The organism is Marivivens aquimaris, from assembly GCF_015220045.1.
GTDB classification, from domain to species: Bacteria; Pseudomonadota; Alphaproteobacteria; order Rhodobacterales; family Rhodobacteraceae; genus Marivivens; species Marivivens aquimaris.
Map to the genome: position 1 here is coordinate 2159003 of NZ_JADBGB010000001.1, position 12788 is coordinate 2171790.

The window sequence follows — 12788 nt, forward strand, 5'->3', positions numbered from 1 at the left end:
GGGGCCAGCCCCCGCACCCCCGAGGTATTTCTATCAGAATGAAGACAGACGGCTTCGAGATACGCGTGCGGGGACAAGTGCAGGGCGTGGGGTTCCGGCCCTTCGTCTGGCAGCTGGCGCAGCGCTTCGGGCTGCGTGGCGAGGTGCTGAACGACGCCGAGGGGGTGCTAATCCGCTGTGACCGTCTGGATGACGGGTTCGTGCGGGCTGTTTCAGCGGAAAAGCCATTGCTGGCGCGGGTCGATACTGTGGAGGTTTCTGCCGCTGAGGTTGAGGTTGGTGAGGGGTTCGTCATCGCGGCGAGCGGCGCGGCGGGGGCCGAGACGCGGGTGACGCCCGATGCCGCCACCTGTGCCGACTGCGCTGCGGAGGTTTACGAGGACGGGCGGCGGCGGGGCTATGCGTTCACCAACTGCACGCATTGCGGGCCGCGGTTTACCATTCTGAAAGCGCTGCCCTATGACCGTGGGCAGACCACAATGGCTCCGTTCGAGATGTGTGTGGACTGCGCCGCCGAGTATGCCGACCCTGCCGACCGCCGTTTCCATGCGCAGCCTGTGGCCTGTCCTGTTTGCGGGCCGAAGGTCTGGATGGAGCCATCTAGTGGTAGCGAGCCGATTGCCGAAGCGGCGGAAAGGTTGCTCGTGGGTGAGATTATAGCTGTAAAGGGGCTTGGCGGGTTTCATCTTTGCTGTGACGCGACGAATGCCGATGCCGTGGCAGAGTTGCGGCGGAGGAAGCATAGACCGACGAAGCCGCTGGCGCTGATGGCTTCGATGGAGATCGTTGAGCGGTTTGCGGTAGTGGACGCGGCTAGCGAGGCGCTACTCAGCGATCCCGCTGCGCCGGTTGTGTTGCTCCCCAAGGCGGGCGACTTGCCGGATGCCGTTGCCCCAGACCAGAACCGTCTGGGCTGGATGCTGCCTTACACGCCGCTGCACCATCTTCTCTTGGATGCCGTCGAGCGACCGCTCGTGATGACCTCGGGCAATCTGTCGGGGGAGCCGCAGGTGATTGGCAATGATGAAGCGCGGGAGAAGCTGGGGCGCTTTGCCGATGCGTTTCTCATGCATGACCGCGATATCGCGCGGCGGCTGGATGACAGTGTCGAGCGCGCCGATCCGCCAATGATCCTGCGCCGTGCGCGTGGGCGCGTGCCGGAGACGTTGCCCCTACCCGGGGGTTTTAGAGATGCGCCGCAGGTCATCGCCTACGGGGCGCATGTAAAATCCGCGATTTGCCTCATCAAGAACGGGCAAGCGCTCCTGTCGCACCACCTTGGTGATCTCGATGATGCGCTGACGTGGGAGGAGTTCGTGGAGGCGGACGCCGATTATGCGGAGCTGTTCGATCACAAACCGCAGGTCGCCGCTTGTGACCTGCACCCCGATTACCGTTCGTCGCGCCATGCGGCGGGCAAGGGCCTGCCGTTGGTCGAGGTGCAGCACCATCACGCCCACCTCGCCGCCTGTCTGGGCGAAAACGGCTGGCCGCTGGATGGCGGCCATGTCGCGGCGATCATTCTGGACGGGATGGGCCTTGGGCCTGACCAGACGGTCTGGGGCGGTGAGGTTCTGCTGGGGGACTATCGCGAATACGAGCGCGCGGCGTGGCTACGCCCGACGCCGCTGGTCGGTGGGGACATGACCCAGAAGGAACCGTGGCGGAACGCGTTGGCGCAGCTTGATCTGGCGGGGCTACCCCTCGCCGACGACCTGTTCCCCGACAAACCGCTCGCGATGGCGCGGATGGCGATGGAGAAGGGGCTGAACTGTCCGCTGTCTTCTTCTGCCGGACGGCTGTTTGACGCGATGGCCGCTTGCCTTGGCATCTGCGCGGGCGGGCAAAGTTTCGAGGGCGAGGCTGCCATGACGCTCGAAGCGCTGGCGGAAAACGCCGCGCCCGCGACGCCCTACCCCTTTGGCGGCGCGCATGAAATCGACCCGACCCCGCTCTGGCACGCGGTGGCCGAAGACGTCAGCCTGAATACGCCCCGCGAAACGATGGCGCTGCGCTTCCACCTCGGGCTCGCCAAGGCCTTCGCCGATCAGGCCAAAAGGCTGATCGCAGAGGGGAAGGCGGACACCGTGGCGCTTTCGGGTGGGTGTATGCAGAATGGTCTCCTCCTCGGGCTTCTTCAGCGCGAACTGGATGGTATTCGAGTCATCCATCACACCAAGACGCCCGCCAACGACGGCTCCATCGCGCTGGGCCAAGCCCTGATCGCAGCGGCGCAAAGCATGTGACCACCTGAGCGGCAAGGCGGTTAGCATCGTGCCGCTCGCACCGGCAGCACAAACCGCCTAAGCCTATGTGAGCATTGCGGTATTCCGTTGTATGCACAAAAGAGAAACGCGCGGTACACACGCATCCCCTTCCCGTGAATCCTAGACCGATCATGCCCGCGACCCGTGGGCAGTGTCATAGTTCGGGGAGGGACAATTGCCGAATATCGAAACCTTTTACGAGGTGATGCGGAAGCAAGGGATCACGCGCCGCAGCTTCATGAAATACTGCTCGCTGACCGCGTCGGCGCTGGGTCTTGGCCCTGCGTTCGTGCCGCAGATCGCGCACGCCATGGAAACCAAGCCGCGTACGCCGGTCATCTGGGTTAACGGCCTTGAGTGCACCTGCTGCTCGGAATCCTTCATTCGCGGCGCGCATCCGCTGGCCAAGGACGTGGTCCTGTCGATGATCTCGCTCGACTACTCGGAAACGCTGATGGCCGCCGCAGGTCACCACGCCGAAGCAGCGCTGGAAGAGACCATCGAGAAGTACAAGGGCAACTACATCCTCGCCGTTGAAGGCAACCCGCCCCTGAACGAGGACGGCATGTTCTGCATCGTCGGCGGCAAGCCATTCGTCGAGCAGCTCAAGCACGCCGCCAAGCACGCCAAGGCCGTGATCAGCTGGGGCGCCTGTGCGTCCTACGGCTGTGTGCAGGCCGCCAAGCCGAACCCGACGCAGGCGACGCCGGTCCACAAGGTGATCACCGACAAGCCCATCATCAAGGTGCCGGGCTGCCCGCCGATCGCCGAAGTCATGACCGGCGTCATAACCTACATGCTGACCTTCGACCGTCTGCCCGAGCTCGACCGTCAGGGTCGTCCGGCGATGTTCTACGGCCAGCGTATCCACGACAAATGCTACCGCCGTCCGCACTTCGACGCCGGTCAGTTCGTCGAACACTGGGATGACGAGAACGCACGTAAGGGCTTCTGCCTCTACAAGATGGGCTGCAAGGGCCCGACCACCTATAACGCCTGTTCGACCGTCCGCTGGAACGAAGGCGTGTCCTTCCCGATCCAATCGGGCCACGGCTGTATCGGGTGTTCCGAAGACGGCTTCTGGGATCAGGGCAGCTTCTACAACCGCGTGACCGACCTGACCCAGTTCGGCATCGAAGCGAACGCCGACAAAGTCGGTCTGGCCGCTGCCGGTGTCGTCGGTGCGGGCGTTGCCGCACATGCCGCTGTGTCCGCTCTCAAGGCCGCTCAGCGCAAAGTCCAAGACAAGAAAGAGGAGGCGTAAGCCATGGTCGCAACTCCGAACGGCTTTGACCTCGACAATACCGGTCAGCGTATCGTCGTTGACCCTGTGACCCGTATCGAAGGTCACATGCGCTGCGAGGTGAACGTGGACGAGAACGGCGTTATCCGCAACGCAGTTTCCACCGGCACGATGTGGCGCGGTCTCGAAGTGATCCTCAAGGGCCGCGATCCGCGCGATGCGTGGGCATTCACCGAACGGATCTGCGGCGTTTGCACCGGCACCCACGCGCTGACCTCGGTCCGCGCTGTGGAAGACGCCCTCGGCATCGAAATTCCGGAAAACGCGAACTCGATCCGTAACATCATGCAGCTGAACCTCGAAATCCACGACCACGTCGTGCATTTCTATCACCTGCACGCGCTTGACTGGGTGAACCCCGTCAACGCCCTCCGCGCCGATCCGAAGGCCACGTCTGAACTGCAACAGATGGTCGGCCCGAACCACCCGCTCTCATCACCGGGATATTTCCGCGACGTGCAGAACCGCCTCAAGCAGTTCGTCGAAAGCGGTCAGCTCGGCATCTTCAAGAACGGTTACTGGGACAATCCCGCCTACAAACTGCCGCCCGAAGCGGACCTGATGGCGACGACCCACTACCTCGAAGCGCTCGATCTCCAGAAGGAAATCGTGAAGGTCCACACGATCTTCGGCGGTAAGAACCCGCACCCGAACTGGCTGGTGGGTGGCGTGCCCTGCCCGATCAACGTCCACTCGACGGGCGCTGTCGGCGCGATCAATATGGAGCGTCTGAACCTCGTGTCGTCGATCATCGACAAGTGCATCGAGTTCAACAAGAACGTCTACCTGCCCGACGTCATCGCCATCGGCGGCTTCTACAAGAACTGGCTCTATGGCGGCGGTCTGTCCTCGCAGGCGTGCCTTGCCTATGGTGACATCCCCGAGAACGCCAACGATTTCTCGCCCGAGCAGCTTCACCTGCCGCGCGGCGCGATCATCAACGGCGATCTGTCGACCGTTCACGATGTGGACGTGCGCGACCCCGAGCAGGTACAGGAATTCGTCGACCACTCGTGGTACGAATACGCCGAACCGGGCATGGGTTTGCACCCATGGGACGGCGTGACCCAGCCAAAGTACGAGCTTGGCCCGAACGCCAAGGGTACCCGCACCAACATCGAACAGCTCGATGAAGCGGCGAAGTATTCGTGGATCAAGGCCCCCCGCTGGCGCGGTCACGCGATGGAAGTCGGCCCGCTGGCCCGCTACGTCGTCGGCTACGCCAAGGGTCACGAGGACATCAAGGATCAGGTCGACGGCCTGCTGCGCACGATGGACCTGCCGTTCGAGGCGATCTTCTCGACGCTGGGCCGCACCGCTGCCCGCGCGCTTGAGTCCGAATACTGCGGCCGCCTGCAAAAGCACTTCTTCGATAAGCTGGTGACCAACATCAAGAATGGCGACGAAAGCACGGCGAACGTCGCCAAGTGGGACCCGTCGACCTGGCCGAAGGAAGCCATCGGCGTCGGCATGACCGAAGCACCGCGCGGCGCTCTGGGTCACTGGATCAAGGTGAAGGACGGCCGGATCGAAAACTACCAGTGCGTCGTCCCGACCACGTGGAACGGCTCGCCTCGCGACACCCAAGGCAACATCGGCGCGTTCGAGGCCAGCCTCATGAACACCAAGATGGAGCGCCCCGAAGAGCCGGTAGAAATCCTGCGCACCCTGCACAGCTTCGACCCCTGCCTCGCTTGTTCGACCCACGTTATGTCGCCGGATGGTGAAGAACTGACCACCGTCAAAGTCCGCTAAGGAGGAGACGATGTCAGAGAAATCAATTCACCGTCCAAATCCGGAGGTCGATCCGCTTCCCACTGCCCGTCTGACGGGCGACGCCACTGCGGCGGACATCGAAAGTGTCCGCCACCGCACCTCGGTGTTTGTCTACGAATGGCCCGTCCGCCTCTGGCACTGGGTCAATGCGCTCTGCATCCTGGTCCTGATTGTTACGGGCTGGTTTATCGCCAGCCCCCTGCCGACCATGACCTTTGCAGAGGCAACGCACCAGTTCGTCATGGGCTACAACCGCTTCGCACACTTCGCGGCGGCGCAAATCCTGACAGTCGGCTTCTTCGGCCGCATTTACTGGGCCATCGTCGGCAATCACCATGCCAAGCAGCTGTTCTATGTGCCCGTGCTGAACCGACACTGGTGGAAAGAAGTCTTCTTCGAACTCCGCTGGTATCTGTTCCTCGAAAGCGAGCCCAAGAAGTACGTGGGTCACAACCCGCTAGCACAGATCGCCATGTTCTTCTTCATGACGATCGGCCTGACGTTCATGATCCTGACGGGCTGGGCGCTCTATGCCGAAGGCGCGCAGGCGGGATCGTTCTCGCATGACGTGATGGGCTGGCTCATCGGCTGGATCGGCAACACGCAGCTTCTGCACTCGCTGCATCACCTCGGCATGTGGTTCATCGTGATCTTCATGATCATCCATATCTACGCCGCGATCCGCGAGGACATCATGTCTCGCCAGTCCATGGTGTCGACCATGATCTCGGGCACGCGGACCTTTAAGGACGACCGTCCGGACTAAGAGACTCCCCTTGATGAACGGACAGTCAGCGGGCGCTTCGGCGCCCGCTTTTCTTTTGCGGACACTGAGCGTCCAAACACCCGACCAATTGGCAACTTACTGACCACCATCCTACCCTTTAGAATACATCGGCATACCGAAATACCGCGATCTGTCAGGCACTTAACCAGTCAGCCCCGTTTGAACGAAATTCATGCACCAGCAAAACCGGAAGCCGTACTCTCAGTTCTGCGAACAGTCGGACAACACGATTCCGACACGAGGGGACAATTCAGGGGAGGAGCGAGATGGCACAACGTGTGCTCATCCTTGGCATCGGCAATGTGCTGTGGGCCGACGAAGGCTTCGGCGTGCGCTGCGTCGAGCGTATGGCTGACCAGTGGTCATTTCCGGAAAACGTACGTCTGCTGGACGGGGGAACGCAGGGTCTCTACCTGCTGCCGTTCCTCGAAGAAGCCGATGTGCTGATCGTGTTCGACGCGGTCGATTACGGCCTTGAGCCGGGCACGATGAAGATCGTCGAGGGCAACGAGGTTCCGGCGTTCATGGGCGCGAAAAAGATGTCGCTCCACCAGACCGGTTTTCAGGACGTCATCGCGACCGCCCGCCTGATGGGTTACTGCCCGCCCGACCTGCTGCTCATCGGTTGCCAGCCGGAAGAGCTTGAAGACTACGGCGGCGGCCTGCGCGACATCGTTGCGGCCCAGATCGAACCGTCGATCAAAATCGCGCTGGAAAAGCTCGCCTCGCTCCAGATCACGCCCGTGGCTGGCGAAGGCGACAAATCCCTGCTCGCCGACAAATCCATCCTGCGCAGCGCCTACGAGGACGGCCGCCCGTCGGAAGAAGACGCCTACCGCTACGGCGACGAACGCTTCCTGCCCGTCGAGGCCGAATAATGTGCGTCGGCGTTCCCATGCAGGTGCTGGCTGTCGACGGCATCACGGCGACGTGCTCTGACGGCAAGACCCGCGAAACCGTGGACCTCTCGCTCGTCGGCGAGGTTCCGGTCGGCACTTGGATCCTGACGTTCCTCGGTGCTGCGCGCGAAGTCATCTCTGCCGATGAGGCCGCCAAAATCACTGCCGCTCTCGACGGCCTCCGTTCGCTGATGAACGGCGGCGAACTTGGCGACGCCTTCGCTGATCTCGAAGCGCGCGGCCCCCAACTTCCACCCCATCTCGCTGCGGCACTCGCCGACGGCAAGACAACTGCCTGAGGCTGCAATGACACGACCACTCATCGACCGCCTGACCACAGAGTTCGGCTACCCCGTCCTGAGCAACGAACACGACATGGCAGAGTTCCTGTCGCGTGACGGCCACCACTGCCTGTTCATCACCGGCGATCCCGTCCGCAATCTGGAAACAAACGACGTCGCGGTGATCCTGCCCGAACTCAAGATGACCTTCCAAGGCGCCTTCGACTGCGCCGTCATCGCGCCCGAGTTCGAAGACAAAGCCAAGGAAATGACCGAAGTCTACAAGACCCCCGCGCTGGTCTTCACCCGCAAGGGCCAAGTCCTCGGCTCGATCCCGAAAGTCCGCGATTGGGACGAATACATGGGCCGCATTCCCCAACTTCTTGCACTGCAAACCGAAGGAGCCTGATGATGAGCAATTTTGTAATGCCCCCCACCGGCTTCGGCCCCGGATCGCAGCCTCTGGGAGAGGATGACGAGCTTCAGTACACCGTCATGCCGCAGGACATGCGCACCTACAGCCCGCACACCCCCGAGGTGGACGACGCATCGAAGGTCGCCGCAGGCACCGCGCTGATGCATGAGGTTGCCGCCGCCTGTGCTGCCTCGGCCAAGGATTTCCAGTCGCGCAGCTTCGATCTGTCGGGCATGGACGACGAAAACCGCCGTTTCATCGCCGACACGCTGGGCGAAGGTGAAGTGTCCATCCGTATGCGCGGCATTCCTGCCCTGCGCGCGCAGGAAACCTTCTTTGCAGGTGTCTGGCTGATCCGCGGCGAAGGCGTCGACCGTGTCGAGGTCGCCCCGATCCCCGCGCTCGCCATCGAACGCGCCTTCAACCCTGTGCGCCCCGCTGAACTGACCGCGGCGGTCAAACCCGCCGGCCTCGCCAATGCGCCCGCACTGCTGTCGGAACTGATCGACAAGTCGACCAGCTTTGACGGCGGCCCGATCCCGCACGTGATCAACCTCACGCTTCTGCCCCACACCGAACCGGACCTCGAATGGCTCGACGTGGCGCTGGGCGAAGGCTCCGTCACCATCCTGTCGCGCGGCTACGGCAACTGCCGCGTCACCGCGACCGCACTGCCGCATGTCTGGCGCGTGCAGTTCTTCAACTCGATGGACACACTGATCCTCGACACGTTCGAGGTGACCACCATGCCCGAAGTCGCGCTCGCCGCTGACGAGGACCTGCGCGACAGCGACGCGCGCATCCGCGACGTGATGGAGACCCTGAAATGAGCGGGTTCGAAGGCAGCTTCCTCGGCGCGAGCGACAAGATCAGCCGCGCCGCGATCATGGAGTGCAAGATCTGCTGGACCCCTTACGATCCGGCAGATGGCGACGATTACCGTCAGGTCGAAGCGGGCACCGCCTTCATCGACCTGCCCGAAGACTGGTCCTGCCCGAACTGTTCGGCGCCCAAGGAACAGTTCATGGTCCTCGAAGATCCGGGCGCGGAAAGCGTTGCCGAAGCCAACACGCTCGCCGCCGTCACCGCAAAACTGGAGGCCGACTTCCGCGAGGTCTGGCACGCCAAGATGCGTGACGTGCCGCTGGTCAACAAAGTGCTCCACGTTCAGGCCGTAGCCTTCCGTTTCCACGAAGGCCGCCCGCTCGGCATCCTTATCACCCCGTGGTTCATGAACCTGTTCCTCCTCCCTCAAGAGGGCGAGGACTGGTCCGGTCTGACCGTCGGCCACAAGGAGGTCATCGACTTCCCGTCGGGCGCCTATGAGTTCATCCACAACGTCCGCGAACAGTCGGGCGGCTACAAGGCCTGCTCGCTCTTCTCGCCGATGGGTGATTTCAACACGCAGGCCCAAGCCGTCGACGTCGCCCACGCCGTGATGAACGAGCTGTTCAAGGAAGAGAACCGCGCCGAAACGGACCGCCGCGAGGATATCCGCGCCGCCCGCGAAGCCGAACTCGCGCCCAAGGAAGAAGCCGAAGCGCCGGTCGATCCGACCCCGAGCCGCCGCAAGGTCATCACCGCCGGCATGGCGAGCGAGGCCGAATAATGACCCACTCCCGCGCAAAATTCGAAGCCGTCCCTGCACCGGAACTTCCGGTGGGCGAGCTCGTGCGCGGGAAGCCCGTGGCAGAGGTCGCCGACCTCCTGCCGCGTCTGTTCAATATCTGCCGCGCGGCCCAGACCGTTGCCGTGAAACGCGCGCTCGGCCAGACAGTCAGCGCCGAATGGCGAGACGCCGCCGCGAAAGAAGCCCGCCGCGATCACGCGCTGAAGCTTTGTATCACGCTGCCCGCCCGCCTCGGCATCGCGCCCTTGGCGTTCCGCCCCGCGTGGCTGGAAGAGCCGCGAACGCTCGTGGATGCGCTCGGCGGTCTGCCAGCCGACATCGAAGCATTCGACGCGCTCATGGCCTCGAACGCCGACATCGCGCCTGTCCTGCGCGGCGTCCACAAAGCATTCCCCGACCGTGCCTGCGCCACGGGCCAGTTGCCGCCTGTCACCGCCGAAACCTTTTTCGACGGCGTGCCGGTGGAAAACTCGCTCGCCGGTCGCCATGCGTCGCACCCGCTGATGGAGCAAATCGCGGTGCGCTACGGACACGGCCCGCTCTGGCGGACGGTCGCGCGGCTCGTCGCGCTAGCCGCCGACCCCGCCAAACCCCAAGGCCCGCTCAGCCCCGCCCCACGCGGTGACTACGGCCTAAAAATCCAGACAGAAAACGGCATCGTCACCGATGTGGTCCGCGTCACGCCGACCGATCACCTGACACTTCGCGGCGGCATCCTTGACCGCGCGCTCGAAACCCTGCCCCATGCGGATATGGCTCCGCTTCTGCTCGATATTCTCGACCCTTGCACGCCCGTCCAGATCAAGGAGACCGTTGATGCATGAAATGTCGCTCTGCGAAGGCATCCGCACTGTCATCGAAGGCGCCACGGATCGCCCCGTGACCAAAGTCCGCGTCGAAATCGGCAAGTTCGCGGGCGTCGAAAAGGACGCGCTGTCCTTTGCGTTCGATGTGGTGATGCGCGGCTCCGTAGCCGAGGGCGCGGAGCTCATCATGATCGACCTGCCGGGACGCGCGCTCTGCTACGACTGCGTGAAGGAAGTGGAAATCGAGCACCGATTGGACCCCTGCCCTGACTGCGGCGGCGGGAAACTCATGCCCCAAGGGGGCGACGAAATGCGGATCAAAGATTTGGAGGTGAAGTAATGTGCACAGTATGCGGTTGCGGTGACGCAAAACTCGAAGGTCACAGCCACGACCATTCCCATGGTCACGATCACCACCATCATTACCACGGCGACATCCATTTCGGCCAAGGCCCCGCTGGTGTCGAAGTTCCAGGCATGTCGCAAGAACGCCTGATCGAGATCGAGACCGACATCCTCGCCAAGAACGACCGCTACGCCGATGTGAACCGCGCAAAGCTGACTGCCCTGGGCGCTTTCGCGATCAACCTCGTCAGTTCCCCTGGTTCGGGCAAGACCACGCTGCTGTGCAAGACGATCGAGGCGTTGGGCGACGCCCCTCTCGCCGTGATCGAAGGCGACCAGCAGACCGCCAACGACGCCGACCGCATCCGTGCGACTGGCGCACCCGCCATTCAGGTCAACACCGGGAAGGGCTGCCACCTCGACGGTCACATGGTCGGTCACGCGATGGAGCACCTGAACCTGCCGCAAGGCGCGTTCCTCTTCATCGAAAACGTCGGCAATCTCGTGTGCCCCGCGTCCTTTGACCTTGGCGAGGACTGCAAGGTCGCGATCCTCTCCGTCACCGAGGGCGAGGACAAGCCGCTGAAATACCCCGATATGTTCACCGCCGCCCGCGTCGCGATCCTGAACAAGGTCGACCTCGCGCCCTACTGCGACGTTGACCTCGATCTTTACGAGGCGAACCTTCGCCGTGTGAACCCGACCATCGAAATCCTCCGCGTCTCGGCCCGCACCGGCGAAGGTATGCAGCAATGGATCGGCTGGCTGAAATCCCGCATTGCCGCGAAAACCGTGACCGAGGCTGCGGAATGACTTTGGCCACTGTCCTGCTTGTCGATGACGAGGTGCACAGCCTCGCTTCCATGCGCATGGCGCTGGAGGACGACTTCGACTGTCTGACGGCGGCCAACGCCGAAGAAGCCGTGAAGCTGATGGACGAGAACTACGTGCAGGTGATCTTCTGCGACCAGCGTATGCCGGGTCGCACGGGGGTCGAATTCCTGACCGAGGTCCGCGACCGCTGGCCCGAAACCGTCCGCATTATCATCACTGGCTACACCGAAACCAACGACATGATCTCCGCTATCAACGAGGCGGGCATCTACCAGTTCATGACGAAGCCGTGGCATCCCGACCAGCTTCTGATGACCGCCAAGAACGCCAGCCAGTTGTTCGAGCTCGCCCGCGAAAACGACCGCATGTCGCTCGAACAGAAGTACCTCCATCACACGATGGAGACGAAGCTGGAGCAGCAGCGTAAGGCCCTCCGCGAAGGGCTCGGCTTCGAGAACGTCCTGCGCGCACCCAATTCGCCGCTGAATTCCGTGCTTACCGCCGCGCGTCAGTATGCTTCCTTCGACGTGCCTGTCCTGCTGACGGGCGAAGCGGGCGTCGGCAAAACCCAGATCGCGCGGGCGATGCACTACACCTCGCTCCGCTCCGACCGCTCGTTCTATGAACTGAATTGCGCGGGCATGTCGGCAGAGATGATCGAACTGGAGCTCTTCGGCGCCAAGCGCGGCGCGATCCCCGGTCTTCAGACGAACAAGATCGGCCTCCTGCAAAAGGCCGACCGTGGGACACTGTTCCTCAACGGGGTCGAAAGCCTGTCGCCCGAGTTGCAACTGACGCTTCTGCGCGTTGTGACCGAAGGCGCGTTCCAGCCCGTCGGCGGCTATGAGACCGTCAGCACCAACATGCGCCTCCTCGCCGGTAGCCATGTCGATCTGCGTGCCCGCGTGGCCGACGGCCTGTTCCGCGCCGACCTCTACTACGCGCTGTCCGTGACAGAACTCAACATCCCGCCGCTCCGCGCGCGCAGCACAGATATCGCCGTGCTCGCCCAGAACCTGCTGTTCGAAGCGGCACAAGCCCACGGCAAACCAGTGCACGGCCTTTCGGATAACGCGCTGGATTTCCTTGAGAACTACGACTGGCCCGGCAACATCAAAGAGCTGGAAAACGAAGTCACGCGAATGCTGATCTTTGCGCAGGAGCCGATCCTCGGGCCGGAACTGATCTCGCGCCACATCCTTCAGGCCGACCCGTCCGAAGACGGTGCGGACCGCCGCGCCGAGGAAGTGCTGACCTCCGAAGGCACGCTCAAGGACCGCGTCGAACTGATCGAAATGCGCATCCTGCGCGAAACCCTGACCCGCCTGAAGTGGAACAAAAGCCGCGCTGCCGCCGAACTGGGCCTGTCCCGCGTCGGCCTGCGCGCCAAGCTCGACCGATACGGCATCACCCCGCCCCGCCGCGCTCCGGCAACAGAGGAATAA

At 62.9% G+C, this 12788-nt stretch carries 13 protein-coding genes; all 13 read left to right on the forward strand.

What is annotated here, in order from left to right; translation table 11 throughout:
- The first annotated feature begins 38 nt into the window (after positions 1-38).
- The 13 genes from hypF to IF204_RS10760 all read left to right on the forward strand — a co-directional run bounded on the left by hypF (position 39) and on the right by IF204_RS10760 (position 12788).
- Positions 39-2246 (forward strand): carbamoyltransferase HypF, encoded by a 2208-nt coding sequence (gene hypF, locus IF204_RS10700; protein WP_194096868.1) that lies wholly within the window; start codon positions 39-41, stop codon positions 2244-2246.
- Between the two features lie 196 nt (positions 2247-2442).
- Positions 2443-3531 carry a hydrogenase small subunit gene (locus tag IF204_RS10705; RefSeq protein WP_194096870.1) on the forward strand — a complete coding sequence of 363 codons (1089 nt, stop codon included), beginning with the start codon at positions 2443-2445 and terminating at the stop codon, positions 3529-3531.
- Positions 3532-3534: 3 nt separating this feature from the next.
- Positions 3535-5325 (forward strand): nickel-dependent hydrogenase large subunit, encoded by a 1791-nt coding sequence (locus IF204_RS10710; RefSeq protein ID WP_194096872.1) that lies wholly within the window; start codon positions 3535-3537, stop codon positions 5323-5325.
- A gap of 10 nt (positions 5326-5335) precedes the next feature.
- On the forward strand, positions 5336-6112 hold the full coding sequence (gene cybH, locus IF204_RS10715; RefSeq protein ID WP_194096874.1) for a Ni/Fe-hydrogenase, b-type cytochrome subunit: 777 nt from the start codon (positions 5336-5338) through the stop codon (positions 6110-6112).
- Positions 6113-6399: 287 nt separating this feature from the next.
- Positions 6400-7011: a HyaD/HybD family hydrogenase maturation endopeptidase gene (locus IF204_RS10720; RefSeq protein ID WP_194096877.1), complete on the forward strand. Its 612-nt coding sequence runs from the start codon at positions 6400-6402 to the stop codon at positions 7009-7011.
- A complete protein-coding gene (locus IF204_RS10725; protein WP_194096879.1) occupies positions 7011-7331 on the forward strand; it encodes a HypC/HybG/HupF family hydrogenase formation chaperone in 321 nt (106 codons plus the stop codon). The genes IF204_RS10720 and IF204_RS10725 overlap by 1 nt, the downstream gene beginning before the upstream one ends.
- A 7-nt stretch (positions 7332-7338) precedes the next feature.
- Positions 7339-7722: a thioredoxin domain-containing protein gene (locus IF204_RS10730; protein ID WP_194096881.1), complete on the forward strand. Its 384-nt coding sequence runs from the start codon at positions 7339-7341 to the stop codon at positions 7720-7722.
- Between the two features lie 2 nt (positions 7723-7724).
- Positions 7725-8558, forward strand: a complete 834-nt coding sequence (locus tag IF204_RS10735; protein ID WP_194096883.1) for a hydrogenase expression/formation protein — start codon at positions 7725-7727, stop codon at positions 8556-8558.
- On the forward strand, positions 8555-9337 hold the full coding sequence (gene hybE, locus IF204_RS10740; protein WP_194096885.1) for a [NiFe]-hydrogenase assembly chaperone HybE: 783 nt from the start codon (positions 8555-8557) through the stop codon (positions 9335-9337). The genes IF204_RS10735 and hybE overlap by 4 nt, the downstream gene beginning before the upstream one ends.
- Positions 9337-10182, forward strand: coding sequence for a hydrogenase expression/formation protein HupK (locus IF204_RS10745; RefSeq protein WP_194096887.1), 846 nt, complete (start codon positions 9337-9339; stop codon positions 10180-10182). The genes hybE and IF204_RS10745 overlap by 1 nt, the downstream gene beginning before the upstream one ends.
- On the forward strand, positions 10175-10504 hold the full coding sequence (gene hypA, locus IF204_RS10750; protein WP_194096889.1) for a hydrogenase maturation nickel metallochaperone HypA: 330 nt from the start codon (positions 10175-10177) through the stop codon (positions 10502-10504). Before IF204_RS10745 ends, hypA begins: the two co-directional genes overlap by 8 nt.
- Positions 10504-11322, forward strand: a complete 819-nt coding sequence (gene hypB, locus IF204_RS10755) for a hydrogenase nickel incorporation protein HypB (RefSeq protein WP_194096891.1) — start codon at positions 10504-10506, stop codon at positions 11320-11322. The genes hypA and hypB overlap by 1 nt, the downstream gene beginning before the upstream one ends.
- Positions 11319-12788 (forward strand): sigma-54-dependent transcriptional regulator, encoded by a 1470-nt coding sequence (locus IF204_RS10760; RefSeq protein ID WP_194096893.1) that lies wholly within the window; start codon positions 11319-11321, stop codon positions 12786-12788. Before hypB ends, IF204_RS10760 begins: the two co-directional genes overlap by 4 nt.

Excerpts from the sequence above, each read along its gene's own strand:
- hypF (WP_194096868.1), top strand. The coding sequence starts at position 39 with ATGAAGACAGACGGCTTCGAGATACGCGTGCGGGGACAAGTGCAGGGC.
- IF204_RS10710 (WP_194096872.1), top strand. The coding sequence starts at position 3,535 with ATGGTCGCAACTCCGAACGGCTTTGACCTCGACAATACCGGTCAGCGT.
- cybH (WP_194096874.1), top strand. The coding sequence starts at position 5,336 with ATGTCAGAGAAATCAATTCACCGTCCAAATCCGGAGGTCGATCCGCTT.
- IF204_RS10720 (WP_194096877.1), top strand. The coding sequence starts at position 6,400 with ATGGCACAACGTGTGCTCATCCTTGGCATCGGCAATGTGCTGTGGGCC.
- IF204_RS10725 (WP_194096879.1), top strand. The coding sequence starts at position 7,011 with ATGTGCGTCGGCGTTCCCATGCAGGTGCTGGCTGTCGACGGCATCACG.
- IF204_RS10730 (WP_194096881.1), top strand. The coding sequence starts at position 7,339 with ATGACACGACCACTCATCGACCGCCTGACCACAGAGTTCGGCTACCCC.
- IF204_RS10735 (WP_194096883.1), top strand. The coding sequence starts at position 7,725 with ATGAGCAATTTTGTAATGCCCCCCACCGGCTTCGGCCCCGGATCGCAG.
- hybE (WP_194096885.1), top strand. The coding sequence starts at position 8,555 with ATGAGCGGGTTCGAAGGCAGCTTCCTCGGCGCGAGCGACAAGATCAGC.
- IF204_RS10745 (WP_194096887.1), top strand. The coding sequence starts at position 9,337 with ATGACCCACTCCCGCGCAAAATTCGAAGCCGTCCCTGCACCGGAACTT.
- hypA (WP_194096889.1), top strand. The coding sequence starts at position 10,175 with ATGCATGAAATGTCGCTCTGCGAAGGCATCCGCACTGTCATCGAAGGC.
- hypB (WP_194096891.1), top strand. The coding sequence starts at position 10,504 with ATGTGCACAGTATGCGGTTGCGGTGACGCAAAACTCGAAGGTCACAGC.
- IF204_RS10760 (WP_194096893.1), top strand. The coding sequence starts at position 11,319 with ATGACTTTGGCCACTGTCCTGCTTGTCGATGACGAGGTGCACAGCCTC.